The organism is Marmoricola sp. OAE513 (assembly GCF_040546585.1).
In the GTDB taxonomy this organism is placed as follows: domain Bacteria; phylum Actinomycetota; class Actinomycetes; order Propionibacteriales; family Nocardioidaceae; genus Marmoricola.
The window spans coordinates 3,829,942-3,856,221 of the sequence record NZ_JBEPOC010000001.1 but is presented as its reverse complement, the minus strand read 5'-3'; the positions used below and the strand labels follow the sequence as shown (position 1 = coordinate 3,856,221).

Annotated in this window: 31 protein-coding genes; 20 read left to right on the top strand and 11 right to left on the bottom strand. The window is 70.8% G+C overall.

Annotated elements, in window-relative coordinates; genetic code table 11:
* Positions 1–17 precede the first annotated feature (17 nt).
* Both ABIE44_RS19390 and ABIE44_RS19385 read left to right on the top strand, forming a co-directional pair.
* Positions 18–1,898, top strand: a complete 1,881-nt coding sequence (locus ABIE44_RS19390) for an ABC transporter ATP-binding protein (protein ID WP_209713912.1) — start codon at positions 18–20, stop codon at positions 1,896–1,898.
* Positions 1,895–2,650 (top strand): SDR family oxidoreductase, encoded by a 756-nt coding sequence (locus ABIE44_RS19385; protein WP_209713914.1) that lies wholly within the window; start codon positions 1,895–1,897, stop codon positions 2,648–2,650. The genes ABIE44_RS19390 and ABIE44_RS19385 overlap by 4 nt, the downstream gene beginning before the upstream one ends.
* On the opposite strand, the gene ABIE44_RS19380 is transcribed toward ABIE44_RS19385, so the two are convergent.
* On the bottom strand, positions 2,591–3,451 hold the full coding sequence (locus tag ABIE44_RS19380; RefSeq protein ID WP_209713916.1) for an SURF1 family protein: 861 nt from the start codon (positions 3,449–3,451) through the stop codon (positions 2,591–2,593). The two genes, ABIE44_RS19385 and ABIE44_RS19380, sit on opposite strands and share 60 nt — an antisense overlap.
* A gap of 51 nt (positions 3,452–3,502) precedes the next feature.
* Here ABIE44_RS19380 and moaA point away from each other — a divergent pair, with 51 nt between their 5' ends.
* Positions 3,503–4,501: a GTP 3',8-cyclase MoaA gene (gene moaA, locus ABIE44_RS19375; protein WP_209713918.1), complete on the top strand. Its 999-nt coding sequence runs from the start codon at positions 3,503–3,505 to the stop codon at positions 4,499–4,501.
* Here moaA and ABIE44_RS19370 read toward each other — a convergent pair.
* Together ABIE44_RS19370 and ABIE44_RS19365 are read right to left on the bottom strand one after the other, a co-directional pair.
* Positions 4,488–4,682, bottom strand: coding sequence for an acetone carboxylase (locus ABIE44_RS19370; RefSeq protein WP_209713920.1), 195 nt, complete (start codon positions 4,680–4,682; stop codon positions 4,488–4,490). The two genes, moaA and ABIE44_RS19370, sit on opposite strands and share 14 nt — an antisense overlap.
* A gap of 133 nt (positions 4,683–4,815) precedes the next feature.
* Entirely contained in the window at positions 4,816–5,142 is a 327-nt protein-coding gene (locus ABIE44_RS19365) for a DUF3099 domain-containing protein (RefSeq protein WP_209713922.1), read from the bottom strand.
* A 44-nt stretch (positions 5,143–5,186) separates the two neighbouring features.
* Here ABIE44_RS19365 and ABIE44_RS19360 point away from each other — a divergent pair, with 44 nt between their 5' ends.
* The 6 genes from ABIE44_RS19360 (at position 5,187) to ABIE44_RS19335 (ending at position 9,847) form a co-directional block, all read left to right on the top strand.
* Entirely contained in the window at positions 5,187–5,399 is a 213-nt protein-coding gene (locus ABIE44_RS19360; RefSeq protein ID WP_209713923.1) for a dodecin, read from the top strand.
* A gap of 219 nt (positions 5,400–5,618) precedes the next feature.
* Positions 5,619–6,323 carry a beta-ketoacyl-ACP reductase gene (locus ABIE44_RS19355; RefSeq protein WP_209713925.1) on the top strand — a complete coding sequence of 235 codons (705 nt, stop codon included), beginning with the start codon at positions 5,619–5,621 and terminating at the stop codon, positions 6,321–6,323.
* Positions 6,324–6,328: 5 nt separating this feature from the next.
* Entirely contained in the window at positions 6,329–7,099 is a 771-nt protein-coding gene (fabI, locus tag ABIE44_RS19350) for an enoyl-ACP reductase FabI (protein ID WP_209713927.1), read from the top strand.
* A 29-nt stretch (positions 7,100–7,128) separates the two neighbouring features.
* Positions 7,129–8,508, top strand: coding sequence for an MFS transporter (locus tag ABIE44_RS19345; RefSeq protein ID WP_209713929.1), 1,380 nt, complete (start codon positions 7,129–7,131; stop codon positions 8,506–8,508).
* Positions 8,505–9,014: a SixA phosphatase family protein gene (locus ABIE44_RS19340; RefSeq protein ID WP_209713931.1), complete on the top strand. Its 510-nt coding sequence runs from the start codon at positions 8,505–8,507 to the stop codon at positions 9,012–9,014. The genes ABIE44_RS19345 and ABIE44_RS19340 overlap by 4 nt, the downstream gene beginning before the upstream one ends.
* Before the next feature lie 38 nt (positions 9,015–9,052).
* Complete coding sequence (locus ABIE44_RS19335; RefSeq protein ID WP_209713933.1) at positions 9,053–9,847, top strand: DUF4190 domain-containing protein; 795 nt, start codon at positions 9,053–9,055, stop codon at positions 9,845–9,847.
* On the opposite strand, the gene serB is transcribed toward ABIE44_RS19335, so the two are convergent.
* Together serB and ABIE44_RS19325 are read right to left on the bottom strand one after the other, a co-directional pair.
* A complete protein-coding gene (gene serB, locus ABIE44_RS19330) occupies positions 9,848–11,080 on the bottom strand; it encodes a phosphoserine phosphatase SerB (RefSeq protein ID WP_209713935.1) in 1,233 nt (410 codons plus the stop codon). It abuts the gene before it with no gap.
* Entirely contained in the window at positions 11,077–11,805 is a 729-nt protein-coding gene (locus ABIE44_RS19325) for an Rv1486c family protein (protein ID WP_209713937.1), read from the bottom strand. The genes serB and ABIE44_RS19325 overlap by 4 nt, the downstream gene beginning before the upstream one ends.
* Before the next feature lie 35 nt (positions 11,806–11,840).
* Here ABIE44_RS19325 and ABIE44_RS19320 point away from each other — a divergent pair, with 35 nt between their 5' ends.
* From ABIE44_RS19320 to ABIE44_RS19305, 4 genes are read left to right on the top strand one after another with little or no spacing between them, the layout of a single operon-like run.
* Complete coding sequence (locus tag ABIE44_RS19320; protein ID WP_209713939.1) at positions 11,841–12,641, top strand: ABC transporter ATP-binding protein; 801 nt, start codon at positions 11,841–11,843, stop codon at positions 12,639–12,641.
* A 9-nt stretch (positions 12,642–12,650) separates the two neighbouring features.
* Positions 12,651–13,112 (top strand): NfeD family protein, encoded by a 462-nt coding sequence (locus ABIE44_RS19315; RefSeq protein WP_209713941.1) that lies wholly within the window; start codon positions 12,651–12,653, stop codon positions 13,110–13,112.
* The gene (locus ABIE44_RS19310; protein WP_209713943.1) at positions 13,113–14,225 is read left to right on the top strand and encodes an SPFH domain-containing protein; all 1,113 of its coding nucleotides are present in this window, start codon (positions 13,113–13,115) and stop codon (positions 14,223–14,225) included.
* Positions 14,222–14,971: a sulfite exporter TauE/SafE family protein gene (locus tag ABIE44_RS19305; protein WP_209713945.1), complete on the top strand. Its 750-nt coding sequence runs from the start codon at positions 14,222–14,224 to the stop codon at positions 14,969–14,971. The genes ABIE44_RS19310 and ABIE44_RS19305 overlap by 4 nt, the downstream gene beginning before the upstream one ends.
* Here the strand turns inward: ABIE44_RS19305 and ABIE44_RS19300 are convergent.
* Genes ABIE44_RS19300 through ABIE44_RS19290 form a run of 3 tightly spaced genes read right to left on the bottom strand, consistent with a single transcriptional unit; the run spans position 14,968 to position 16,891 of the window.
* On the bottom strand, positions 14,968–15,423 hold the full coding sequence (locus ABIE44_RS19300) for a hypothetical protein (protein WP_209713948.1): 456 nt from the start codon (positions 15,421–15,423) through the stop codon (positions 14,968–14,970). The genes ABIE44_RS19305 and ABIE44_RS19300 overlap by 4 nt on opposite strands.
* Positions 15,424–15,432: 9 nt before the next feature.
* Complete coding sequence (locus ABIE44_RS19295) at positions 15,433–16,383, bottom strand: alpha/beta hydrolase (RefSeq protein ID WP_209713950.1); 951 nt, start codon at positions 16,381–16,383, stop codon at positions 15,433–15,435.
* Positions 16,364–16,891 (bottom strand): YbhB/YbcL family Raf kinase inhibitor-like protein, encoded by a 528-nt coding sequence (locus tag ABIE44_RS19290; RefSeq protein WP_209713952.1) that lies wholly within the window; start codon positions 16,889–16,891, stop codon positions 16,364–16,366. The genes ABIE44_RS19295 and ABIE44_RS19290 overlap by 20 nt, the downstream gene beginning before the upstream one ends.
* 68 nt (positions 16,892–16,959) lie before the next feature.
* Here ABIE44_RS19290 and cobA point away from each other — a divergent pair, with 68 nt between their 5' ends.
* Both cobA and ABIE44_RS19280 read left to right on the top strand, forming a co-directional pair.
* A complete protein-coding gene (cobA, locus tag ABIE44_RS19285) occupies positions 16,960–18,186 on the top strand; it encodes a uroporphyrinogen-III C-methyltransferase (RefSeq protein WP_209713954.1) in 1,227 nt (408 codons plus the stop codon).
* Positions 18,179–18,982 (top strand): TrmH family RNA methyltransferase, encoded by an 804-nt coding sequence (locus tag ABIE44_RS19280; protein WP_209713956.1) that lies wholly within the window; start codon positions 18,179–18,181, stop codon positions 18,980–18,982. The genes cobA and ABIE44_RS19280 overlap by 8 nt, the downstream gene beginning before the upstream one ends.
* Here the strand turns inward: ABIE44_RS19280 and def are convergent, their stop codons facing one another.
* Positions 18,983–19,555: a peptide deformylase gene (gene def, locus ABIE44_RS19275; RefSeq protein WP_209713958.1), complete on the bottom strand. Its 573-nt coding sequence runs from the start codon at positions 19,553–19,555 to the stop codon at positions 18,983–18,985.
* A gap of 88 nt (positions 19,556–19,643) precedes the next feature.
* On the opposite strand from def, the gene ABIE44_RS19270 reads away from it, so the two are divergent.
* Positions 19,644–21,008 (top strand): acyl-CoA dehydrogenase family protein, encoded by a 1,365-nt coding sequence (locus ABIE44_RS19270; protein ID WP_209713960.1) that lies wholly within the window; start codon positions 19,644–19,646, stop codon positions 21,006–21,008.
* The gene (locus tag ABIE44_RS19265; protein WP_209713962.1) at positions 21,005–22,219 is read left to right on the top strand and encodes an acyl-CoA dehydrogenase family protein; all 1,215 of its coding nucleotides are present in this window, start codon (positions 21,005–21,007) and stop codon (positions 22,217–22,219) included. The genes ABIE44_RS19270 and ABIE44_RS19265 overlap by 4 nt, the downstream gene beginning before the upstream one ends.
* Here the strand turns inward: ABIE44_RS19265 and ABIE44_RS19260 are convergent.
* Positions 22,212–23,216 carry a galactokinase gene (locus ABIE44_RS19260; protein ID WP_209713963.1) on the bottom strand — a complete coding sequence of 335 codons (1,005 nt, stop codon included), beginning with the start codon at positions 23,214–23,216 and terminating at the stop codon, positions 22,212–22,214. The two genes, ABIE44_RS19265 and ABIE44_RS19260, sit on opposite strands and share 8 nt — an antisense overlap.
* Positions 23,217–23,246: 30 nt before the next feature.
* On the opposite strand from ABIE44_RS19260, the gene ABIE44_RS19255 reads away from it, so the two are divergent.
* Genes ABIE44_RS19255 through ABIE44_RS19245 form a run of 3 tightly spaced genes read left to right on the top strand, consistent with a single transcriptional unit; the run spans position 23,247 to position 25,380 of the window.
* On the top strand, positions 23,247–24,677 hold the full coding sequence (locus ABIE44_RS19255) for a GuaB1 family IMP dehydrogenase-related protein (protein ID WP_209713965.1): 1,431 nt from the start codon (positions 23,247–23,249) through the stop codon (positions 24,675–24,677).
* On the top strand, positions 24,677–25,237 hold the full coding sequence (locus ABIE44_RS19250; protein ID WP_209713967.1) for a nucleosidase: 561 nt from the start codon (positions 24,677–24,679) through the stop codon (positions 25,235–25,237). Before ABIE44_RS19255 ends, ABIE44_RS19250 begins: the two co-directional genes overlap by 1 nt.
* Positions 25,234–25,380, top strand: coding sequence for a DUF1059 domain-containing protein (locus tag ABIE44_RS19245; RefSeq protein ID WP_209713969.1), 147 nt, complete (start codon positions 25,234–25,236; stop codon positions 25,378–25,380). Before ABIE44_RS19250 ends, ABIE44_RS19245 begins: the two co-directional genes overlap by 4 nt.
* 3 nt (positions 25,381–25,383) lie before the next feature.
* Here the strand turns inward: ABIE44_RS19245 and ABIE44_RS19240 are convergent, their stop codons facing one another.
* A complete protein-coding gene (locus tag ABIE44_RS19240) occupies positions 25,384–26,253 on the bottom strand; it encodes an SDR family oxidoreductase (protein WP_209713971.1) in 870 nt (289 codons plus the stop codon).
* Positions 26,254–26,280: the final 27 nt, after the last annotated feature.

Below are 26,280 nucleotides of genomic sequence, written 5' to 3'. Positions count from 1 at the left end.
GACCGAGGAGGACCGAGATGAGCGCGATGAGCCCGATGATGGCGGCGATGCGTGCGATGCGCACCGACCCGTCGGTCGTCGACCAGAAGCTGACCCGACGCACGCTGCGACGTGTCCTCGGCTTCGCCGGCCCGCACAAGAAGCTGATCTCCGGGTTCATCTTCTTCGTCGTCCTCGACGCCGCGCTCGTCGTGGTCACGCCGCTGCTGGTCAAGTACCTCCTCGACGACGGGATCGTGGCCGGCAACGGTTCGGTGATCACCTGGGTCGCGCTGGCGATGGTCGGCGTCGCCCTGGTCGACGCGCTGCTCGGGGTCGCCAGTGGTTACCTGTCGTCGCGGATCGGGGAGAACCTGATCTTCGACCTGCGTACCCAGGTCTTCGCCCACGTCCAGCGGATGTCGCTGGCGTTCTTCACCCGCACCCAGACCGGTGCGTTGGTCTCCCGGCTCAACAACGACGTCATCGGGGCCCAGCGCGCGTTCACCTCGACGCTGTCCAGCACCGTGGCCAACACGATCTCGGTCGTCGTCGTCGGGGTCGCGATGGTCACGCTGTCGTGGCAGATCACGCTGGCCTGCCTGGCGCTGTTCCCGATCCTGCTGGTCGCCTCGCGCTGGGTCGGGCGCCAGCTGAGCGGACTGACCCGCCAGCAGATGGACGGCAACGCCGACCTGTCCAGCCTGATGACCGAGCGCTTCAACGTCGGCGGCGCGCTGCTGCTCAAGCTCTTCGGACGCCGGGAGGACGAGGACGCCGTGTACGCCGAGAAGGCCGGCGTGGTCCGCGACCTCGGCATACGGATCTCGCTGGTCACGCGGATCTTCGCGGCCACGATGATGCTCATCCCGGCACTGGCGACGGCGCTGGTCTGGGGGATCGGCGGCCACCTGGTCATCGACTCGACCCTGACGATCGGCACCCTGACCGCGTTGGCGACCCTGCTGCTGCGTCTTCTGGGACCGCTGCAGGGGCTCTCGAACGTGCGGGTCGACGTGATGACCGCGCTGGTCAGCTTCGACCGTGTCTTCGAGGTCCTCGATCTGCCCTCGACCGTCGCCGAGCGCCCGGACGCGGTGATCCTGCCGCACACCGCCGGTCGCCTGGAGTTCGACCAGGTCGACTTCACCTACCCGCGCGCCGACGAGGTCTCACTGGCGAGCCTCGAGGTGGTCGCACGGCCCGAGAGCCGGGACCAGGCACAGGTGCTGCACGACGTCTCCTTCACCGCGGAGCGCGGGCAGATGGTCGCCCTGGTCGGGCCCTCGGGCGCCGGGAAGACGACGATCACCCACCTCGTCGCGCGCCTGTACGACGTCACTGGCGGCGCCGTGCGCGTGGGTTCGCACGACGTCCGTGACCTCACCCTGCAGTCGCTCGAGGACACGATCGGGTACGTCACCCAGGACGCGCACATGTTCCACGACACGATCCGGGCGAACCTCCGCTACGCGCGGCCGGGCGCGGCCGACACCGAGATCTGGGACGCGCTCGACGCCGCCCAGATCGGTTCCCTGGTGCGGTCGCTGCCCGACGAGCTGGACACGGTCGTCGGCGACCGCGGTTACCGGCTCTCCGGTGGGGAGCGGCAGCGGCTCGCGATCGCGCGCCTGCTCCTCAAGGCCCCCTCGATCGTGGTGCTGGACGAAGCGACCGCCCACCTGGACTCCGAGTCCGAGCAGGCCGTCCAGGCGGCGCTCGACAAGGCCCTGGAGGGGCGCACGTCGCTGGTGATCGCCCACCGGCTCTCGACGGTGCTGAACGCCGACCAGATCCTTGTCGTCGAGGACGGGCGGATCAGTGAGCGCGGCACGCACGCGGAGCTGGTCGCCCTGGACGGCACCTACGCCCACCTGTACGCCACCCAGTTCGCCACCGACGTGCTGGTGCAGCCGTGAACGGCCCCCTGGAGGGTTCCGTCTACGTCGTCACCGGCGGTACCCGCGGTCTCGGCTTCGCGACCGCCGCGCTGCTCCTCGAGCGCGGCGCCCGGGTCGTGGTGTCCGGGCGGCACCAGGAGGGCGTGGACGCCGCGGTCACCCGGCTCGGCGAGGGTGCCCGCGGCCTGGCCGCGGACTCGGCCTCGCCCGACGCGGCCGCCGGTCTCGTGGAGCTCGCGCGGAGCGCGTTCGGCAGGCTCGACGGTGCGCTGATCTCGGTCGGCGGTCCGCCCACGGGCACCGTGATGGAGACGCCCGACGCAGCGTGGACCGCTGCGTTCGAGTCGGTGTTCCTCGGCGCGGTCCGCACCGCACGCACGGTGGCCGAGGCGATCTCCGGTCCCGGCTCGATCGCGTTCGTGCTCTCCTCCTCGGTCCGGGCTCCGCTGGCCAACCTGGCGGTCTCGAACGGGCTGCGTCCCGGGCTCGCCATGGTCGCCAAGACCCTGGCCGACGAGCTGGGACCGCGCGCCATCCGGGTGAACGGCCTGCTGCCCGGACGGATCGCCACGGACCGGCTGGCCGAGCTCGACGCCGGGACCGGCGACGGCGAGGCGGCCAAGGCACGCGCGATCGAGTCGATCCCGCTGGGCCGCTACGGGGAGCCGGCGGAGTTCGCCGAAGCGGCTGCGTTCCTGCTCAGCCCGCAGTCATCGTTCGTGACCGGAGTCATGCTCCCGGTCGACGGGGGCATGCTGCGCGCCCTCTGAGCGCGCTTGTGAACGTGCCTGGCGACGCTCGTCGTACGCGAGGTAGCCGAACCCGAAGATGGCCAGGGCGGCGAAGAACCACCACTGCAGGCCGTAGAAGAAGTGCGGACCCTCGCTGGTGTCGTCGGGCAGCTCGACAGCCGCGAGGCTGCCCTCCGCCTCGGGCGTCTCGGTGTGCAGGTCCAGCCAGCCGCCGTAGAGCTCGTAGCCGGTCTTCTGCTGGTTCAGCACCGCGCTGGCCGCCTTGCTCGAGACCGCGCGGGTGGCCAGGTCGTTGACCTCGGTCGAGCCGCCCGTCGCGTTGCGGCGCACCCAGCCGACCACGGTGACCTGGCCCGCGGTGGCGGCCGGGAGCTTCGGACGCTCACCGCCGCTGTTGTCGGTCTTCATCCAGCCGCGGTCCACCAGGACGGCCGGACCGTTGGTCGCGCAGGTGTCGTCGTCCGGGTCCCCGTTGCCGCCGGTCTCCACCTGGGCGCAGGTGACCAGGGGAGTGACGACGTCGACCCCGGGCCCGCCGTCGCGGGTCTGGTACTTCAGCACGATGGTGTTCTCGTCGTCCCAGGTGCCGTGCACGACCACCTTGCGCCACTCGTCGCCCTTGGCCGGGTCCTTGCCGATGCTGAGGACGTCGGCGACCGGGACGGGTGGGAGGTCGAGGTTCTTGGCCACCAGGGTGTTCAGCTCGCGGCGCTCGTCGAGCCGGCCGAACTGCCACTGCCCGAGCTGGGTGGCCAACCAGGCCAGCGCCGCGACGGTCAGCGCGAACAGGACCCAGCGACGGGTGAACAAGAACCTCACTCGGGCGAGCGTAGCCGTGGGTCCTTGAGGGTCGGACACTAGGATCGGTTCATGCGCACGCAGGAGCTGGTCGACCGTCACGGTCGCATCGCCACCGACCTCAGGGTCTCCCTGACGGACCGGTGCAACCTTCGCTGCAGCTACTGCATGCCGGCCGAAGGCCTGGACTGGCTCCCGCACGAGGAGGCGCTGACCGACGACGAGGTGGTCCGGCTCGTCGGCATCGGCGTGGAACGTCTCGGGATCACCGAGGTCCGGTTCACCGGGGGCGAACCCCTGCTGCGCCGCGGGCTTGCCGACATCGTGCGCCGTACCAAGGCGCTGGCCCCGACCCCCGACGTCTCGATCACGACGAACGCGCTGGGTCTCGAGCGGGTCGCGCCGACCCTTGCTGCCGCGGGCCTCGACCGGGTGAACGTCAGCCTGGACACCGTGCGGGCCGCGGACTTCCACACGATCACCCGCCGGGACCGGCTGCACGACGTGATCGCCGGCCTCCGGGCGGCCGAGGCAGCCGGCCTCACCCCGGTGAAGGTCAACGCCGTCCTGCTGCGCGGGATCAACGACGACCAGGCGCCGGAGCTGCTCGCCTGGTGCCTCGAGCGCGGCTACCAGCTGCGCTTCATCGAGCAGATGCCGCTGGACGCCCAGCACGGGTGGACACGCGAGGACATGGTCACCGCCGAGGAGATCCTGGCCTCGCTGGAGTCCGAGTTCGTCCTCACCCCGACCGGTACGCCGCGCGGCAGCGCGCCGGCCGAGGAGTTCCTGGTCGACGGCGGCCCTGCCAGCGTCGGGGTGATCGCCTCGGTGACCCGGCCGTTCTGCGGGGACTGCGACCGGGTCCGGCTGACGGCGGACGGTCAGGTGCGCGACTGCCTGTTCGCGAGCACCGAGTCCGACCTCCGGGCGGCGATGCGTGCCGGAGCCTCCGACGACGAGCTGGCGGACCGCTGGGTCGCGGCGATGCTCGGGAAGCGGGCGGGCCACGGTATCGACGACGTGACGTTCCTGCAGCCGGACCGCCCGATGTCCGCTATCGGTGGCTGACGACGTCCTTGAGGAAGCCGCGGGCGCCGAGGAAGTCGCTGAGCGAGGCCTTGTGATCGTCGCACGCCAACCAGGTCTTGCGCCGGTCGGGCGTGTGCAGCTTGGGGTTGTTCCAGAGCAGCTCCCACTGTGCTGGGGCGGTGCAGCCCTTGGCGGAGCAGGCGGTCTCGTCAGTCGTCACGGTGTGTGTCTCCGAAATTGGGTGGTGCCGGACGATCTGGGGGTCTCGTCCGGCACCGAGGTCGGCGCCCGGGGGACAGGCGTGATCGACCTGGGTCGATCGTGCCACCTCCGGCTGGTCGGTGGTCAGGGTTTCAGCGGTTCCGGTCCTCGGGTGGTAGCAGCTCGCCGTAGTCGGCGAAGGGGCTGACGCCCGGGCCCTCGAGGTCCTGCGCGACGCGCGGGGCGGCCTGGTTGGCGATGACGACGGCGATGAACGGGAGGAAGAACGACGCCCCGATGAGCGACGCGCAGAGCCACGGGATGCTCACCGTGAACAGCGCCGCCACGAAGCAGACCATCCTGACGGTCATCGACAGCAGGTACCGGCCCTGGCGCTTGTCGATGTCCTGGTGGGGGTTGTGCGGCGCAGCAGTGATCCGGACGACGTCCGGTTCGACCTTGCGGTGCAGCAACCCCATGGTCCGATCGTACGTCGGCCCCTGAAGCGTGGCATTCTTGGTCCATGACGAATCGCACCTACCGAGTCACCGAAATTGTCGGCACCTCCCCGGAGGGCATCGACCAGGCGATCCGGAACGGCATCGAGCGCGCCGCGTCCACGCTGCGTCACGTCGACTGGTTCGAGGTCACCCAGGTGCGCGGCCAGGTCAAGGACGGCACCGTCGAGCACTTCCAGGTCGGGATCAAGGTCGGCTTCCGCCTAGAAGACGACTGAGCTGTCGATACGCAGCCATTCGCTGCGTTGTCGTCGCTTGACGTCCGCTCCGCTGCGCTCCGCATGAGGACGCCTGCGCTCCTCCGCCTTGCGACTGACTACGTCTCGACACCTCAGTTTGTGGGAAAGTCACAAACGATCTTGATGGTTCTTGTGCCCGTCGGGCGCTCCCGAACTCTGATTTGGAAGTAGCCGACAGATCGGCTCTACGGTCGCACCATGAGCAGATCTGTTCTGGTGACCGGCGGCAACCGCGGGATCGGCCGCGCGATCGCCGAGGCGTTCCTCGCTGCGGGCGATCAGGTGGCCGTGACCAGCCGCAACGGGGAGGGCCCTGACGGGGCCTTCGTGGTCGCGTGCGAGATCACCGACCAGGAGTCGGTCGACGCTGCCTTCGCGGCCGTCGAGGAGCACCAGGGCCCGGTCGAGGTGCTCGTCGCCAACGCGGGCATCACCCGCGACACGCTCGTGCTGCGGATGTCCGACGACGACTGGTCCTCGGTGATCGACACCAACCTCACCGGCTCCTTCCGCGTCGCCCGCCGGGCCGCGAAGGGCATGCTCCGGTTGCGCCGCGGTCGGATCGTCTTCGTCTCCAGCGTCGTCGGCCTCCTCGGCTCGCCCGGGCAGGTGAACTACGCGGCGTCGAAGTCCGGACTCGTCGGGATGGCCCGGTCGCTGGCGCGCGAGCTCGGCAGCCGGTCGATCACCGCCAACGTGGTCGCGCCGGGCTTCATCGAGACCGACATGACGGCCGAGCTCCCCGCGGAGCAGCAGGACGCCTACCGGTCCCAGATCCCGCTGGGTCGGATGGGAACGGCGGAGGAGATCGCGGGCGCGGTCCTGTGGCTCGCGGACGAGAAGAGCGGCTACGTGACCGGGGCCGTGATCCCGGTCGACGGCGGACTAGGGATGGGGCACTGAGACCGATGGGCATTCTCGACGGCAAGCGGATCCTGGTGGCCGGCGTCACCATGGACACCTCGATTGGCTTCGCGGTGGCGAAGGTCGCCCAGGAGCAGGGCGCCACCGTGCTGATCTCCAACTTCGGACGCGCGCTCGGGATCACCCGGCGGATCGCCGGTCGGCTCCCCGCCGAGGCCCCGGTGCTCGAGCTCGACGTCACCGACCCCGAGCACCTGCAGCGGCTGCCCGACCTGGTCCGCGAGCACGTCGACGGCCTCGACGGCGTGGTGCACTCGATCGCCTACGGCAACCCGGAGACACTGCTCGGCGGCCGTTTCGTGGGCGGTCCGTGGGAGGACGTCGCGCAGGCCGTGCAGGTCTCGGCGTACTCGTTGGCCTCGCTCAGCGAGGCCTGCCTGCCGCTGATGGGCCCCGGCGGCTCGATCGTCGGCCTGACCTTCGACGCGACCGTTGCGTGGCCGGCGTACAACTGGATGGGCGTGGCCAAGGCCGGTCTCGAGTCGACCGCGCGCTACCTGGCCCGCGACCTCGGACCCGACGGCATCCGGGTGAACCTGGTCAGCGCAGGCCCTCTGCGGACGCTGGCAGCCAAGGCCATCCCGGGGTTCTCCGACCTCGAGGAGGGCTGGTCCGGCAAGGCCCCGCTCGGCTGGGACAACGTGGACCTGGACCCGACGGCGCGCGCCGTCGTCGCGCTGCTCTCGGACTTCTTCCCCGCCACCACCGGCGAGATCGTCCACGTCGACGGCGGCTACCACGCGATGGGCGCCTGAGCGTCGGTCCGCTGGCGTACCGTGACCGGGTGCTCGAGCTCCGATCGCCGCGTGGCCGGCTGACCCTGGCCACGGTGATCCTCGGCACGGGGGTCGCGCTGCTGGACGGCACCGTGGTCAACGTCGCGGTCCGCAGCATCGGTGAGGACCTCGACGCCGGGCTGGTCTCGCTGCAGTGGGTCGTCAACGGCTACCTGCTGAGCCTCGCGGCGCTGATCCTGGTCGGCAGCTCGCTCGGGGACCGGCACGGCCGCAAGAAGGTCTACCTGGTCGGCGTCGCTGCCTTCGCGGTCGCCAGCGTGCTGTGCGCGTTCGCCCAGACCCCGGGCCAGCTGATCGCCTTCCGGGTCCTGCAGGGCGTCGCCGCCGCGCTGCTCACCCCGGGCGCGCTGGCGATCATCCAGGGCTCGTTCCGGCCCGAGGACCGCGCCGCAGCGATCGGGACCTGGGCCGGGTACGCCGGCATCACCGCGGCGGTGGGCCCGTTCATCGGCGGGTTCCTGGTCGAGAACGCCAGCTGGCGCTGGATCTTCGCCCTCAACATCCCGCTGTGCGTGCTCGTGCTCTGGTTGGGCCGCCAGGTGCCCGAGTCGCGCGACGAGGAGGAGACCGCGCCGTTCGACGTCCCGGGTGCGCTCGTCGGGACGCTCGCGCTCGGCCTGCTCACCTACCTGCTGACGTCCTGGCGGGACCTGCCGACGGTGCCGCTGGTGGGCGGCGCGGTCGTCGGCCTGGTCGCGCTGGCGGTCTTCGTGGTCCTGGAGCGTCGACCCGGGGCGATGGCCCCGGCGGAGCTGTTCTCCTCGCGGATCTTCACCGCCGCGAACGTGATGACCTTCCTGACCTACGGCGCACTCGGAGCAGTGCTGTTCCTGCTCGTGCTGCAGCTGCAGGTCACGTCCGGCTACACACCGCTGGAGGCAGGGGTGGCGACCCTGCCGATCACGGTCCTCATGCTGCTGTTCTCCTCCCGCGCAGCCACCGTGGCGGCGAGGATCGGGCCGCGGCTGCCGATGAGCGTCGGGCCGACCCTCTGCGCCCTGGGCGTGCTGCTGCTCTCGTTCGTGAGCCGGGACGCCTCGTACGTCGTGCACGTGCTGCCGGGCATCACCATCTTCGCCGTAGGTCTGACGATGCTGGTCTCCCCACTCACGGCCGCCGTGCTCGCCGCGGCGCCCGACCACCACGCCGGGGTGGCCAGCGGCATCAACAACGCCGTCGCCCGGACCGGTTCGCTGCTCGCGGTCGCGGCTCTTCCGGCTCTGGTCGGCCTGAGCGGCGCCGACTACCAGGACCCGGTCGCCCTGACCGACGGCTTCCGCCAGGCCTTCTGGTTCTGCACCGGGCTGCTGGTCCTCGGTGGCGCCGTCTCGTGGTGGGGACTGCGTCCTGAGACGATGGAGCCATGAGCACCCGCACCCTGGTCGTCATGCGACACGCGAAGGCGGAGCCGGTCGCGGCCAGCGACCACGACCGCGAGCTGCTGCCGCGCGGTGTCGCGGACGCCACCGCTGCCGGACGCTGGGCAGCGTCGGTGGGGATCACCCCGGACCACGTCGTGGTCTCCTCCGCGGCGCGCACCCAGGGGACCTGGCAGGCCGTGGCGGACGGGGCGGGCTGGAGTGCCGGCGCGGTCACCGACAAGTCCTTGTACAGCGCCGGCACCGATGGTGCCCTGGAGATCCTCCGAACGGTTCCCCCGGACGCGGCCACGGTGCTGCTGGTGGGTCACAACCCGACGATGGCCTACCTGGTGCACCTGCTCGACGACGGCGGTGCGGACCCGGCGGTGTTCGCCGAGATCAGTGCCGGGTACCCGACGTCCGCGCTGACGGTCCTCGAAGTCTCCGGGCCCTGGGAGTCCCTCGACGTCGGTACGGCGCGCATCACGGGCTTCCACGTCGGTCGCGGGTAGTTGCGCTCGCGGCCGCGATCTCGTGTTGACTGTGCGCCATGAGCGATCAGACGCCGCCGACTCCGCCCACTCCGCCGACCGGCCCCACCCCGCCGACCTACCCGGCTCCGCCGTCCGCCCCACCGGCGTACCCGGCCCCGCCGGCGCCGGCACCCGGTGGCTACCCGCCGCCCCCGACCGGCTACCAGGCCTACCCTCCGGCGTACGGCGGCGGCACCCCGGAGCCGAGCAAGACGATGGCGATCATCGCGCTGGTGCTCTCGTTCATCCCGATCTGCCTGACCCAGATCGCCGCGATCATCATGGGCTTCATCGTGCTGAGCAAGGCCAAGCGGAACGAGGCCGCCGGCAAGGGCCTCGCGATCGCCGCCATCGTGATCAGCTTCCTCGTGATCGCCGCGGGCATCGCGCTCGTCGCGGTGGGCGTGAACGAGGACCAGAAGCAGGACAAGGCCCGGGAGACCGGATCCGGTGACATCGGGCTCGCGCGGATCAAGGTCGGTGACTGCCTTCCCAAGATCCTCACCGGTCGCGTCGGGTCGACCCTCGAGATCACGCCGTGCTCCAAGCCGCACGAGGGTGAGGTGTTCACGGCCTTCAAGGTCGACCTGCCGAACGACGCCACCCAGGACGAGATCAGGAAGGTGGTCGAAGAACGGTGCTTCAAGGACTTCGCCCGCTACGTCGGGTCCGACCCGATGAGCTCCGAGCTCGACGTCACGTACATCGCTCCTGCCAAGGGAATCTCGTTCCGCGTCGACAAGAAGGCCGCCTGCGTGGTGACCGACGGCGGGAAGAAGACCACCGGAACCCTCAAGGGCTCCAAGCGCTGATCAGCCGAGCGGCGGCGCGGGCGTGACAATGCCTGCGGCCGCGTCCGCCGCCTCGATCTCCTCGCGGCTGATCCCGAGCAGGTACATCACCGTGTCCAGGTACGGAACGTTCACCGACGTGTCTGCCGCCTTCTGCACCAGCGGCTTGGCGTTGAACGCGATCCCGAGACCGGCGGCGCTGAGCATGTCGAGGTCGTTGGCGCCGTCGCCGATGGCGATGGTCGCGGCCTCGGTGATCCCGACCTCGGCAGCGAAGCGGCGCAGCGCGCGCGCCTTGCCGGGGCGGTCGACCACCTCGCCGAGGACGCGCCCGGTCAGCTTGCCGTTGACGATCTCCAGCTCGTTCGCCGCGGCGAAGTCGATGCCGAGGTCAGCAGCCAGACGGTCGGTGATCTGGGAGAACCCTCCGGAGACGATCGCGAACCGGTAGCCGAGCCGCTTGAGGGTGCGGATGGTCGTCCGGGCTCCGGGAGCCAGCACGAGGTCCTCGTAGACGCGCTCGATCGCGCCGGCGTCCAGACCCTCGAGCAGGCTCACCCGCGCCGTCAGGCTCTCGGTGAAGTCGAGCTCGCCGCGCATGGCGGCCTCGGTGACCCGGGCGACCTCGGGCTCGCAGCCGGCGTGTGCCGCCAGCATCTCGATCACCTCGCCCTGGATGAGCGTGGAGTCGACGTCCATCACGATCAGTCGCATGCCGCGACGCAGCAGGTCCGCGGACTGCACCGCGACGTCGACCCCCTGGCGGGCGGCCTCCTCGGCCAGGACCGCGCGGAGTTTCTCGGGTGCGGCACCAGAGACGTGCAGGTTGATCGCCGTGACCGGGTAGCGCGCCATCCGCTCGATGCGGTCGATGTTGGCCCCGACGTCGGCGATCCGACCCGCGATCGCGGCGACGGCCGCCGACTTCAGCGGCGTGCCGAGGACGGTGACGTGGCTGCGGCCGTCGGGGCGCGGCTTGTTGTCGCCGGCACCGCGCTCGACCTCGACGCTCATCCCGAGGTCGTCGGCGACCTTCTCGACGGCGTCGCGCAACGGCTTCCAGTCGCGCGGGGTGGAGACCAGCAGACCCAGGACGAGCCGACGGCGCAGCACGATCTGCTCGATGTCGATCACCTCGACGCCGAACCGGGCCAAGGTCTCGAACACGGTCGAGGTCACGCCTGGACGGTCCTTGCCGGTCAGGGTGATCAGCAGGGTCTTCGGCCGCTCGTCGGCCCCGGGGCGCTCGCTCATGACGCTCTGAGGCTAGCGGAGCAGAACGCCACCACCGCGCGACGGGCGGCAACGTCGAGATCCGTGAGACAGCGCGCCCGGGCCGCGGCCTCGTGCGCCGTGATCGCGCCGCCGTCGTCGGCTCTCGCGAGGGCCACGACCTCAAGACACAGATCCGCCCGTTCGAGTGCCTCGACCGCGACGGGCGGGGTGCCCGGGGGGAGGTCCAGCCCCGGACGGTGAGCGAGGTTGAGCAGCAGGTCGGGGATCTCGGGCTGCCAGCTCGCGACGTCGAGGCGGACCAGCTCGGCCGTGGCGCCGAGCAGCACCTGACGCAGCACCCGGCCCTCGTCGTACGGGTCGAGAACCCGGGGGGAGACCGCCTCCGTCACGGTCCAGAGCACGGTACGGGCGTCGATTCCCGGCAGCAGCCCGAGCGGCCGGGGCCCGTCGAGGACGACCGCCTCGCCCAGGTCCACGGCATCGGCGTTGAACGCTGGCGGACCCGCCAGGCCCAGCGGGTCGCCGGCTGTCGGGAGGGTCAGCGCCGCGCGGGTGCAGCCGTACCCCCGGGCCGATGCCGGGAGGTCGGCGAGGGGCACGGGGACCGGTGTCCCCGGCCAGCCCAGAACCAGGTGGGCGGGGTCCTCACCCCGGACCGCCTCGGCGAAGTCGTCGGGCCCGGTCCTGCCGTCGAGGAGCGCGTTGAACCACAGCGAGAACAGGGCACTGCGTGGGAGAGGCACGGGGAGAGGGTAGTCAGGCTAGGTTGGACCGCGTCATGAACAACGTTCTCGAGCTGGCCGGCGTCACCGTGCGCAGGGGCCGGTCCACGCTGCTGGACTCCGTCGACTGGACCGTGGGCGAGGGCGACCGCTGGGTGATCCTCGGTGCCAACGGTGCCGGCAAGACGACACTGGTCCAGCTCTGCTCGGCCCACCTCCACCCGACCTCCGGACGCGCGGCGATCCTCGGTGAGACGCTCGGCGCTGTCGACGTCTTCGAGCTCCGCCCGCGGATCGGCTACACCAGCGCGGCCGTCGCCGAGCGCATCCCGCGCGACGAGCTCGTCCGCGACGTGGTCGTCTCGGCGGCGTACGGGATCGTCGGACGCTGGCGCGAGCAGTACGAGAACCTCGACCACCAGCGCGCGCACGACCTCCTCGTCGAGGTCGGCGCCCAGAAGCTCGTGGACCGCACCTTCGGCACGTTGAGCGAGGGCGAGCGCAAGCGGGTCCAGATCGCCCGGGCGCTGATGGCCGACCCCGAGCTGCTCATCCTCGACGAGCCCGCAGCCGGGCTGGACCTCGGTGGCCGCGAGGACCTGGTCTCCACGATGAGCGTGCTCGCCACCGACTCCCACGCCCCCGCGATCGTGCTGGTCTCCCACCACGTCGAGGAGGTGCCACCGGGCTTCACCCACGTGCTGATGCTGCGCGCCGGCACGGTCGTCGCGGCAGGGCCGCTGGAGGAGACGATGACCGCGGAGAACCTGTCGACGACCTTCGGGATGTCGCTCCAGCTCAACGTCGAGGACGGCCGGTACGCCGCTCGCAGGCGCGCGGGGCGTCGCCTCGGCTAGGGTCTCGCCATGGACTGGTTCCGGGACAACATGTGGGCGACCTGGTTGATCATCGCCACGGCGTTCGGAGTGCTCGAGCTGCTGAGCATGGACCTGATTCTCATCATGCTCGCCGGCGGCGCGCTCGTCGGCATGGTCGTCGCCCTGGTCACCGGGTCGGTGGCCGTGCAGATCCTGGCCGCGCTCGCGGCCGCACTCGCGCTGCTGGTGTTCCTGCGACCGGGCATGGTGCACCGGCTGCACGCTGGCCCGACCCTGGCGGTCGGGGCCGAGGCGCTGATCGGCAAGCGGGCCTTCGTGCTCGAGGCGCTGACCCACACCGCTCCCGGGCGGGTCAAGATCGGGGGAGACGTCTGGACGGCGCAGCCGTTCGACGAGGACGACCAGATCGCCGAGGGAACCTCGGTCGAGGTCGTCACGATCAAGGGCGCGACGGCGTACGTCGTCCGGTCTCGGACAGAAGGAGTTTAGATGGAGACGTTCCTGCTCGTGTTCTTCACGGTGCTGGTCCTCTTCGCGATCCTCGTGCTCGCGAAGACGATCCGGATCATCCCGCAGGCACGCGCCGGCATCGTGGAGCGGTTCGGCAAGTACCGCACCACCCTCTCGCCCGGCCTCAACATGGTCACCCCGTTCATCGACCGGGTCCGCTACGTCATCGACATGCGCGAGCAGGTGGTCTCGTTCCCGCCGCAGCCGGTGATCACCGAGGACAACCTGGTCGTCTCGATCGACACCGTCATCTACTTCCAGGTCACCGACCCGGTCGCCGCGACGTACGAGATCGCCAACTACATCTCCGCCATCGAGCAGCTCACCATGACGACGCTGCGCAACATCGTCGGTGGGATGGACCTCGAGCAGACGCTGACCTCGCGCGAGGACATCAACCGGGGTCTCTCCGGGGTCCTCGACGAGGCCACTGGTCGCTGGGGCGTGCGCGTCGGACGCGTCGAGATCAAGGGCATCGACCCGCCGCCGTCCATCAAGGACGCGATGGAGAAGCAGATGCGCGCCGACCGTGACAAGCGCGCACTCATCCTCACCGCCGAGGGTCAGCGGCAGTCCGCGATCCTCACGGCCGAGGGAAACAAGCAGTCCGCGATCCTGAACGCCGAGGGTGACCGCGAGGCGCTCATCCTGCGCGCCCAGGCCGACCGCGAGTCCGCGATCCTGCGGGCCCAGGGTGAGGGGCAGGCCATCCTCACGGTCTTCCAGGCCATCCACGACGGGAACCCGGACCAGTCGCTGCTGGCCTACCAGTACCTGCAGATGATGCCGAAGATCGCGGACGGCGACGCCAACAAGCTCTGGATCGTCCCCTCGGAGTTCACCAAGGCGCTCGAGGGCCTCGGTTCGTCCATCCACGAAATCGCCGGCATCCCGCAGCAGTCCACCGGCCCGAAGGTCCGGGTCGACATGGGTTCCAGCGAGCGCGTGGAGCTGGGCGGCAGCGGTGCCCTGCAGGGGGCGCACGAGAGCGTCGAGGCCGCGCTGAAGGAGGCCCAGGAGTCGGCCGCTCCTGAGGCCGGCCCCGAGGTCGGGACCGATCCGGACGCAGGGCCGCAGCCTCCGGCTCCGTGAGCCTGCTCGAGTGCGCCGTGATCCTGCTGGCAGGGGTCGCGGCGGGCACGATCAACACCGTGGTGGGGTCGGGAACGCTGATCACGTTCCCGACCCTCCTCGCGTTCGGTGTCCCGCCGGTCACCGCCAACGTGTCGAACACGCTCGGGCTCGTGCCGGGTTCGGTGTCCGGCGCGATCGGCTACCGGGCCCACCTGACCGGCCAGCGAACGCGGATCCTGCGGCTGGTCGTGGCCACGCTGGTCGGGTCCGCGATCGGCGCGACCCTGCTGCTGGTGCTGCCGTCGTCGGCCTTCAAGGCGATCGTGCCGGTGCTGATCCTGGTCGGTCTGCTGCTGGTGGTGCTCGGACCGCGGATCTCGGCGCGGGCGGCGGCGGCCGCTGACGGGAGCGCGCCGGACGCGCCCTGGGTGCCGCCCGCCGTCCTCGGCGCCGGTGTGTACGGCGGCTACTTCGGCGCCGCCCAGGGCGTGATCGTGCTCGGCATCTTCGGTGCCGGCGTGCACGAGTCGCTGCAGCGCCAGAACGCCGTCAAGAACGTCGTCGTCGCGTCGTCCAACAGCCTGGCCGCGGTGATCTTCACCTTCTCCGGCCACATGGACTGGTTGATCGTCGCCCTGCTGGCCGTCGGCGCGGCCACCGGCGGTCAGATCGGTGCGCGGGTCGGGCAGAAGCTGCCGCCGAACGTGCTCCGGGCAGTGATCGTGGTCGTCGGCCTGGTCGCGCTGGTCTCGTTCCTGCTCTAGTCCGAGCGCTGCGCCTTCGCGGCCTTCTTCAGGGCCTTCCGGGCCTGGCGCTTGGAGAGAGCGGGCTGTACGGCGACGACCGTCTTGCCCGCCCGCGTCCGCGCGAAGAGTCCGACGAAGCCGGCTCCGACGGCGAACACGGCCGGCGCGACCAGGCCGATACCGACCTTCTGGTCGACCGCTCCGGTCTGCATCGCGTCGTACCCGGCGTACGCGTCGGCGCCGTCGACGGCGATGCCGAGCGCCACCAGCTGACGCCGCGCAGCGCCCTTGGACACCAGCGTGACGGCGCCGAGGGCGATCTCGCGGGAGCCGAACATCCGCAGCATGTACGGCAGCTGCGGGTTGTTCGCGGTGTCGAGCTTGAACAGCTTGCTGGCGAGCTCGGGGGCGGCGAGGGCGCCGGCGCCGATGGCGATGCGGCCGAGGGAGAGTCCAGTGACGGGGTTCATACCTTGAACCTAGCCATCGACGTACGCGGAGAGAAACACCGCCACCTCGTCGAACACGACTTTCCGAACCTCCGGGCGCGACAGGGTGACGTCGTGGACGGCACCGTCGATCTGCGCCAGCGTCACGTGCCGGCCCAGGAGAGGCGCCCGCCGCCGGATCTGCTCGACGTCCAGGACGATGTCGGTGCTGTGCACGTCGGGGTGGTGGATCGAGCTCGGGTGACCCGAGCGGCTCGAGGACAGCACCAGGACCGGCGCCGGCACCTCGATCCCGCGAGAGATCGCGATCTGCCCCTCACGGATCGCCCGGATCCAGCCGGCGTACACGGGCCAGGACTGCAGCGGCTTCCACTCCAGGTTGAAGTCCCAGTCGCCCTCGTGGGCCGCGTGGATGCTCCGAGCGTAGAAGCCGCTGACCTTGCGCGGGATCTCCAACTGCGGCCTGCGGGACCCGAGCCGTCTGATGACCGGCATCGCGACGTTGCGGGTGACCGCGTCGCCCTGCATGTCGAGCCAAGGTGCGTTGAGCACCATCCCGGCGATGTCGAGCCTCCGCGCTGCCGCCCACAGCGGCACGGTCAGTCCGCCGGTGGAGTGCGCCGAGAGGACGATGTGCTGGTAGTTGGCGCTGATGGCCTCGTACGCCTGGTCGAGCTCCTCGTGGTACGTGCTCAGGTCGTCGACGTAGTTCGGCGTCTGGTGGGGCAGCAGCGACCGCCCGTACTTGCGCAGGTCGAGGGCGTAGAAGTCGTACCCCCGGTTGCACCAGAAGTCCGCAGCCGGGGTCTGGAAGAAGTAGTCGGCGAACCCGTGGACGTGCAGGACGGCCTTACCGGTGGGCGGCCCGTCGGCGGGACGGTGCACCAGGGTCGCGGTGACCTCGCCCTCGGCGTCCGGCCGCAGCGCGAGGGTTCGGGCGAGGTACGGCGCCCCGAGGATGTCAGTGCTGGTAGGTGCCATGGAGGATCGCTCGGCCGAGGGTCTTGAACGCCAGGTTGAACGAGACCACGGCCGCTGACGCGTCCGAGTCCACCCCGAGCTCCGGGGTCTTCACGGCGTGCACGACGAAGTAGTAGCGGTGGACCTGGTCACCCTCGGGCGGAGCAGCGCCCATGAACGCCTTGGGTCCGCCGTCGTTGCGGCACATGAACGCGTTGCCGGGCAGGTCGGCACCCTCGGCTCCGGCCCCGACGTCCAGGCTGGTGACGTCCGCGGGAACGTCGACGAGGACCCAGTGCCAGAACCCCGACGGAGTCGGCGCGTCCGGGTCGAAGCAGGTGATCGTGTAGCTCTGCGTCCCTTCCGGGGCGCCGCTCCACGACAGCTGGGGAGAGGTGTTGCCGGCAGCGGCCACCTGGTCGTCCTTGAGCGGCTGGCCGTCGGTGACGTCGTCGCTGGTGACGGTGAAGGAGGCGACGGCCGGGAGCAGGGGGTACGGATCGGGGGATACCGGGCGTTCGATGCTCATGGCACGACACTAGTCCGCAGGGTGAACCCGCGTCAGCACCTCGTGCGGCGGATCGGGAGAATGGCCCGGTGAGCGACTACCCGACGTACCCCTCCGGACTCAGGCTCGCGGGCCGCAAGGTCGTCGTCGTCGGTGGGGGACACGTCGCCCAGCGTCGCGTCCCCGGTCTGATCGCCGCGGGTGCGGACGTCCACGTCGTCGCCCCCGAGGTCACGCCCGCCATCGAGGGTCTGCACGGGGGTGGTGAGATCACGCTGCTGCAGCGTCCCTTCGAGGACGGCGACCTCCACGGCGCGTGGTACGTCATCGCGGCCACCGACGACCCGGGCACCAACCAGCGGGTGGTCGAGGTCGCCGAGAGCCTGCACACCTTCTGCGTCCGCTCCGACGAGGCCCTCGCGGGAAGTGCCTGGACGCCGGCCGTCGGGCGGCACGGCGAGGTGACCGTCGCCGTCCTCGGTGATCGCCGCGAGTACCGCGACTCCCGGCAGACGGCAGCGCTGCGCGACCGGATCATGGAGGGCCTCCAGGACGGGACGCTGGACGGCGTCGACGTCCCGCGGGAGCCCGGCGTCGTGCTGATCGGCGGTGGCCCGGGGGATCCCGGCCTGATGACGCTGGCCGGTCGGAAGGCGCTGATGGAGGCCGACGTCGTCGTCGCCGACCGTCTGGCCCCGCGCGAGCTCCTCGGTGACCTCAGCCCGGACGTCGAGCTGGTCGACGTCGCCAAGCTTCCGCGAGGACGCTCGGCCCAGCAGGAGGAGATCAACCGGATCATCGTCGAGGCCGCCCTGGCCGGGAAACGGGTGGCCCGGTTCAAGGGCGGCGACAACTTCGTGTTCGGACGCGGCTACGAGGAGATCCTCGCGTGCCGCGACGCCGGCGTCCCGGTCACCGTCATCCCCGGCATCAGCAGTCCGATCGCCGTGCCGGGAATCGCCGGCATCCCGGTCACCCACCGCGGGGTCACCCACGAGTTCACCGTGATCTCCGGTCACCTGCCACCGGGCCACCCCGAGTCGCTGGTCGCCTGGGACGGTGTGGCCCGGATGACCGGCACCGTGGTGGTGATGATGGGCGTGCAGAACGCCCCGGCGATCGCCGCGACGCTGATCGAGCTGGGTCGCGACCCCGAGACCCCGGTCGCCGTGGTCTGCGACGGCACCATGCCCACCGAGCGCACGGTCGTCTCCCGGCTGCGCACGCTCGCCGACGACCTGGTCACCCACGACGTGAAGGCGCCCGCGATCATCGTGATCGGCGACGTGGTCCGCGTCGCCCACCCCGATGCCTGACCTGATCGAGATCACCGACCGGGCCGATCCCCGGCTGGCCGACTACCGCGACCTGCGCGACGTCCAGCTCCGGGCCAGCCTCGAGGTCGAGCACGGCCTGTTCCTCGCCGAGGGCGAGAAGGTCGTACGCCGCGCTGCCGCGGCCGGGTTCGCCGCGCGGTCCTACCTGATGGCTCCGCGCTGGGTGGACACGCTGGCCGACGTCACGAGCGCGTCGAACGCCCCCGTGTACGTGCTCGCCGAGGAGCTCGTCGAGCAGGTCGTCGGCTTCCACGTGCACCGCGGCGCGTTGGCGTCGTTCGCGCGCAAGCCGTTGCCGTCGGTCGACGAGGTTCTCGACGGGACGCGGTCCGTCCTGGTGCTCGAGGACCTCGTGGACCACACCAACGTCGGGGCGGTCTTCCGCTCGGGGGCGGCCCTCGGGTTCGACGCCGTGCTGCTGGCGCCGCGCTGCGCCGACCCGCTCTACCGACGTTCGGTCAAGGTCGGGATGGGCGCGGTCTTCTCGACGCCGTGGACCCGGCTGCCCGACTGGCACTCCGGTCTCGTGGACCTCTCGACGCGCGGATTCACCACCGTCGCCCTGACCCTGGCGCCCGACGCCGTCCCGATCGAGCAAGCGGTTGCCGGGGTCGGCCGGCTCGCGCTCGTCCTGGGGTCCGAGGGCCACGGCCTCTCGCAGCGCTGGGAGTCCTCCGCCGACAGGCGCGCCGTCATCCCGATGGCGGCCGGCATCGACTCGTTGAACGTCGCCGCGGCGTCGGCGGTCGCCTGCTACGTCGCCGCCCGACGCTGATCAGGCAGGCCAGCCCGGCGGGAACTCGTGGGCCTCGGACTCCATCTGTTTGGTGAGCTTCTTGCGCTGACGCGTCGAGAGGCGGTCGCCGAACACCATGCCGTTCGTGTGGTCGGTCTCGTGCTGCAGGCAGCGGGCCAGCAGACCGTCCCCGGAGTACTCGACCGGGTCGCCGCGCAGGTCCTGGCCCGTGACGCGCGCGAAGTCCGGTCGCGCGCACGGCACGAAGGCGCCGGGGAAGGAAAGGCAGCCCTCGTCACCGTCGTCGAGGCTGCGGTCGCGGCCCTCGGGCAGGTGCAGCACGGGGTTGCACACGACCCCCTGGTGCTCGACCCCCGCCTCGTCGGGGCAGTCGAAGACGAAGATCGCGAGGTCGACGCCGATCTGGCACGCGGCGAGCCCGACGCCCTGGGCGGCGTACATCGTCGCCACCATGTCGGCCGCGAGGTCGGCAAGCGTCTGGTCGAAGGTCGTCACCGGACGGGCCGGGCGGTGCATCACGGCTTCGCCCCACCGGGTGATCGGGCGCACGGTTCCCCCGGACGGGAGGACGGACTCGGGAGCGGTCGTCATGGGCTGAATCCTAGACAGGCCGAAACTCGTGACCGGCGCCACGTACGAAGTTGTAGCGCTATGTGTAACTCGCAGTTACAGTAACGGCATGGCATTCGACCCCGTGAAGAGCGTGCTCGCCGCAGGCGGCAAGCACGGACTCAGTGACAACGAGAAACGTGACCCGATCGGCCTGGCAGTCGTCGCGCTGAACAAGCTCGCGCAGAGCGATGTGCTCGACCGCCTCGGCATCCGCAGGACCAGTGAGCAGACCGTGTTCCGGGTGACCAGCGCGGGGTTCAAGACCGCCAGCGCCGCCGGCCGCGCGTTCGCCAAGGTCGGCGGGAAGGGCGGCGGCAAGCGGGTTCCGTCCGCGCAGCCGACCGGTCTGTTCGACCTGACCCCGAGCGAGGACGAGCAGATGCTCGTCGACGTGGTCTCCGAGTTCGCCGACGAGGTCGTCCGACCCGCGGCTGCCGAGGCCAACGAGGCCTGCGCGACGCCCGAGGAGCTGCTCAAGGCCTCGCTCGAGATCGGTCTGCCGATCCTGGGTGTCGCCGAGGACCTGGGCGGCATCGCCACCGAGCGTTCCGCCGTGGCGGGCGTCCTGGTGCACGAGGCCCTGGCCAAGGGTGACCTCGGGATCGCGGTCGCCGCACTGTCCTCCGGCGCGGTCGCCACGGCGCTCTCGTTGTACGGCACCGACGAGCAGCAGTCGACGTACCTCCCGGCTTTCGCCGGCGACGAGGTCCCGGCCGCTGCGCTCGTGCTCGCCGAGCCGACCGCCCTCTTCGACCCGCTGGTCCCGAAGGCCACGGCGACCAAGAAGGGCTCCGGCTACGTGCTCAACGGCGTGAAGTCCGGTGTCGTCCGCGGCGCCGAGGCCGAGCTGTTCCTGATCGGCGCGGAGCTCGACGGCAAGCCGCAGCTCTTCCTGGTCGAGTCCGGCGCCGAGGGCATCACCGTCGTTTCCGACCCGTCCATGGGGGTCCGAGCGGCCGGCATCACCCGCCTGGAGCTCCACGACGTCGCCGTCGAGGACGTCGCGCTGTTCGGCGACGAGGCCACCTACCGCGAGGTCGTCCAGAACTCCCGCCTGGCCTGGTGCGCCCTGGCGGTCGGCACCGCCCAGGCGGTGCTCGACTACGTCACGCCGTACGTGAAGACCCGGGAGGCGTTCGGCGAGCCGATCGCGCACCGCCAGTCGGTCGCGTTCATGGTCGCCAACATCGCCATCGAGCTGCAGGGCATGCGCCTGGTCACCTACAAGGCGGCGGCGCGCGTCGCTGCGGGCAAGGACGCGAGCCGCGAGATCGCCCTGGCCCGCCGGCTCTGCGCCGAGCGCGGCATGGGCATCGGCAACGACGGCGTCCAGCTGCTCGGTGGCCACGGATTCGTCAAGGAGCACCCGGTCGAGCGGTGGTACCGCGACCTGAGAGCTGTCGGCCTCATGGAAGGAGCCGTGCTGGTATGAGCATCAACCTGGAAACCCCGAAGAAGGTCCGCCCGCTCATCGACCAGGCCCACCAGGTCGCGATGAACATGCTGCGGCCGATCTCCCGCAAGTACGACGCCGCGGAGCACGAGTACCCGGTCGAGCTCGACATGCTGGCCGCGATGATCGACGGACTGGCCGACTCCGGTGCTTCGGAAGGCGCCGGTGCGGCAGGAGTCCGGCGTGACGACAAGCCGGTCGAGAAGGGCAACAAGAACGGCGCCAACCTCGCGTCCGTGCTGTCCATCCTGGAGATGTGCTGGGGCGACGTCGGCCTGACGCTGTCGATGCCGCGCCAGGGCCTCGGCAACTCCGCGATCGCCTCGGTGGCCAACGACGAGCAGCTCAAGAAGTTCGACGGCACCTGGGCGGCGATGGCGATCACCGAGCCGTCCTTCGGGTCCGACTCGGCCGCCATCCGCACGACCGCGGTCAAGGACGGCGACGAGTACATCCTCAACGGCGAGAAGATCTTCGTCACGGCCGGTGAGCGCGCCGACAGCGTCGTCGTCTGGGCGACGCTCGACAAGAGCCTCGGCCGTGCGGCGATCAAGTCCTTCGTGGTCCAGAAGGGCACCCCGGGCATGCGGGTGGAGCGGCTGGAGCACAAGCTCGGCATCCGCGCCTCCGACACCGCGGTGATCATCTTCGACAACTGCCGTGTGCCCGCCGAGAACATCCTGGGCAACGAGGAGATCGACACCAAGGAAGGCTTCGCCGGCGCCATGGCGACCTTCGACAACACCCGTCCGCTGGTCGCGGCGATGGCACTGGGCTGCGCCCGGGCCTCGCTCGACCTGACCCGCGGGATCCTGGCCGACGCCGGTGTCGAGGTCGACTACGACCGTCCGGCGTTCAACCAGTCGGCTGCGGCGGCGACCTTCCTGCAGCTCGAGGCGGACTGGGAGGCGGCGTACCTGCTGACCCTCCAGGCCGCGTGGATGGCTGACAACCGGGAGCCGAACTCGTTGGAGGCCTCGATGGCCAAGGCGAAGGCGGGTCGGATGGGCAGCGACGTCACCCTGCGCTGCGTCGAGCTGGCCGGCACGCTGGGCTACTCCGAGACCGACCTGCTGGAGAAGTGGAGCCGCGACTCCAAGATCCTCGACATCTTCGAGGGCACCCAGCAGATCCAGCAGCTCATCGTCGCGCGCCGGGTCCTCGGCCTGAGCTCGGGCGAGCTCAAGTAGTCAGCACCTGCGCACCGTCGGACGCCTCGACCCTGAACAGGGTCGGGGCGTTCTGCGTGATCCGGTCGGTCACCGTCGCGACCCGCTCCTCGCTGCACAGGACGATCGCCGACCCGCCGAAGCCACCGCCGGTCATCCGGGCCCCGAGGGCACCCGCGCCCAGCGCCGTGGCGACGATCAGGTCGAGCTCGGGACAGGACACCTCGAAGTCGTCGCGCAGCGACAGGTGGGAGGCGGTCATCAGGTCGCCCGCCTCCTGCCAGCGGCCGTCCTGGGTCGCCGCGGCGAAGGCGTCGACGCGCAATTGCTCGGTGACCACGTGCCGAGCACGGCGGCGCAGCGAGTCCTCGGAGAGCCTCCCCAGGTCCTCGTAGCCCGCGTGCGCGAGGTGCTCCAGCCCGAGCTCGTCAGCGGCCCGGCGGCACTCGGCCGCGCGGTCGCCGTACGAGCCGTCGCGGAGCCGGTGCCGCACCCCGGAGTCCACGACCAGGAGCGCCACGCCGTCCGCTCCGGGGTCGAAGGCGACGTGGCTCAGGTCGCCCGTGGCGAAGTCGATCAGCAGCGCGGTCCCCGGCCGGCTGAACAGCGCAGCGGTCTGGTCGAGCCCACCGCTGGGCACGCCGACGTGCTCGTTCTCGGCCCGGATGCACGCGTCCCTGAGCTCCTCTCGGGACCTGCCCGGACCGAGCAGGGCGTCCACGGCGAGTGCCACGCTGCAGGTCAGAGCCGCCGAGCTCGACAGGCCCGCACCGACCGGCACGTCGGAGTGCACCGACACGGCCAGTGGCTGGTCCACCCCGAGCTCGGCGAGGACTCCGTCGACGTACGCCTCCCAGCCCCGGCTCGATGCGGTGCTGGACCGGCGGGGGACCTCGGCCAGGTCCACCGTTGCCGTCGTCGTGCGGTCGATCGCGATCGGCAGGCACCGACCTCCGTTGTAATCCAGGTGCTCGCCGATCAGGTTCACCCGTCCGGGCGCCCGTGCTGCAGTGCTCACTCGCACATCCTGCCGCAGTAGATTCTTCTCGTGCGCTTCCTCAACGAGTCCCCGTTCGACCTGACCTACGACGACGTGTTCATGGTGCCCCGGAGGTCGGCCGTGTCGTCCCGGTACGACGTGGACCTGTCCTCCAGCGACGGGACCGGGACCACGATCCCGCTCGTCGTCGCCAACATGACCGCGGTCTCCGGCCGACGGATGGCCGAGACGATGGCGCGTCGCGGAGGCCTCGCGGTGCTGCCGCAGGACATCCCGCTGGACGTCGTCGCCGAGGTGGTCGCGTGGCTGAAGACCCGGCACCCGCTCTTCGAGACCCCGATCACGCTCGACCCGCACGAGACCGTCAGCGACGCCCTCGCCCTGCTGCCGAAGCGGGCGCACCGGGCAGCGATCGTGGTCTCCGACGGCACGCCGGTCGGCATCGTCACCGAGGCCGACTGCACCGGCGTCGACCGGTTCACCCAGGTCGGCCAGGTGATGACGACCGACATGGTCACCCTCGACGACCAGGTGGACGCCCGGAGCGCCTTCGACCGTCTCGCCGCGACGCGTCATCGCCTCGCCCCGGTGGTGGACGGCAACGGCGCGCTCGTCGGGCTGCTCACCCGGACCGGGGCGCTGCGCTCGACGATCTACACCCCGGCGCTCGACGGCGCCGGGCGTCTCCGGGTCGCTGCGGCCATCGGGGTGAACGGCGACGTCGCGGCGAAGGCCGAACGGCTCGCCGAGATCGGGGTCGACACCCTCGTCGTCGACACCGCCCACGGCCACCAGGAACGGATGATCGACGCGCTCAAGGCGGTGCGCGGTACCGGCCTCGAGCTGCCGGTGGTCGCCGGCAACGTGGTGGCAGCCGAGGGCGTGCACGACCTGATCGACGCGGGCGCGGACATCATCAAGGTCGGTGTCGGTCCCGGCGCGATGTGCACCACCCGGATGATGACCGGTGTCGGGCGTCCGCAGTTCAGTGCTGTGCTCGAGTGCGTCGAGGCGGCCAAGGAGCACGGCAAGCACGTGTGGGCAGACGGGGGAGTCCGGCACCCGCGCGACGTGGCGCTGGCCCTGGCCGCCGGCGCGTCGCAGGTGATGATCGGCTCCTGGTTCGCCGGGACCTACGAGTCGCCCGGTGACCTGCAGCGCAGTGCCGACGGTCGCGCGTACAAGGAGTCCTTCGGGATGGCCTCGGCGCGGGCGGTGGCGAACCGGACGGCCGGCGACGACGCGTTCGAGCGCGCCCGCAAGGCGCTGTACGAGGAGGGCATCTCGTCCTCCCGGATGTTCCTGGACCCGCAGCGACCGGGCGTCGAGGACCTGGTCGACGAGATCTGCTCCGGGGTCCGGTCGGCCGCGACGTATGCCGGTGCCCACGACCTGGCGGAGTTCTCCGCACGCGCGGTCGTCGGCGTCCAGTCGGCCGCCGGCTACGCCGAGGGTCGCCCGCTGCCGGCGGGCTGGTGATGACGTCGTTCCTGGTCGTCTCGGCGTTGGCGTCCGAGGCGGCGTACATCCCCGAGGGCGTGCCGGTGGTGATCACCGGCATCGGCAAGACGACCGCTGCGGTCGAGACGACGCGTGCGCTGCTCCAGTACGGCGACACCACCGACCTGGTCGTGCTCAACGTCGGGACTGCGGGCGCCCTGCGCGACGGGTTGACCGGCCTGTTCCGGCCGGGCACCGTCGTCAACCACGACATCAGTGCGGACGCGATCCGTGCGCTCGGCGTGGACCCGCAGGAGGTCCTCGAGCTCGACAACGGCGACGGCACCGTGCTGGCCTCGGGAGACGTCTTCGTCACCGACCCGCTCGTGCGGGACGTGCTGGCCGAGCGCGCGGACCTGGTCGACATGGAGGCGTACGGCGTCGTGCTCGCCTGCCAGCGGCTCGGCGTCCCGGTCGAGCTGGTCAAGCACGTCTCCGACAACGCCGACGAGGGTGCCTTCGACTGGCCGTCCGTGGTCGACGCGAGTGCCCGAGTTCTGGGTGCGTGGGTCGGCGAGCGGCTAGGCTCGGTGCTATGAAGACGCGACTCAACTGCCCCTGCGGCGAGTACATCACGGGTGCGAACGAGGACGAGCTGGTCGAGAAGGTGCAGGCGCACCTGAAGGCCGAGCACGAGGGCCGCGAGTACGACCGCGAGGCCATCCTGTTCATGGCCTCCTGAGGCCTACTCCACCTTGTTGCGGGCGCTCGTCGAGCGTCCGAGCCGGCGTACTTCCTCGTCCATGAGCGGGAGCAGCTCCGGCACGTGCTTGAGCGTCGCCCGGTCGCCGTTGGCCGAGGCGAGCAGGTTCCGGCGGTTGCGGATCGCGCCGACCCAGCCCGGGACGAAGACGCGCCGCTTGCGCCCTTCGATGCCCTTCACGAACGCCGTCACGCACGCCTCGACATTGGTGGTCCTGTTGAGCGGGTAGGGCAACCGCTTGATCATCTGGTCGAACGCCTTGAGGTCCTTCTTCGCGTCCTGGACCAGCGGGGTGTCGATCCACGACATGTGAGCGACGCCGACGGCGACGCCCTGGTGGTGCACCTCGAGCCGGAGCGCGTTGCCGAAGTGCTCGACCCCCGCCTTGCTGGCGTTGTACGCCGCGAGCCCGGGGGCCGCGGCGAAGGCGGCGAGCGACGAGACGACCAGGACGTAGCCCTTCGACTCGATCAGCGCGGGCAGACCAGCGCGCACGGTGTGGAAGACGCCGTTGATGTTGATGTCGATGAGGCGGCGGAAAGCCGCCGGGTCCACGCCCAGCACCGACCCGTAGGTGGCGATGCCGGCGTTGGCGACCACCACGTCGAGCTTCCCGAACTTCGCGATCCCAGCCGCCACTGCCGCCTCCATCGCGGCCAGGTCGGTCACGTCGGCCAGCACGGCGAGGACCTTGTCGTCCCCGAGCTCGGCGGCCACCTCGTCCAGGGGCTCCTGGTCCACGTCGGTCAGGATCAGCCTGCCGCCGCGGGCGGCGATCTCGCGTGCTGTCGCCGCGCCGATTCCGCGTGCGCCACCGGTGATGAGGACGACCTTGTTCTGGAGGTTCGACATGGACGCAATCTAGCGCGCCGCGGATTC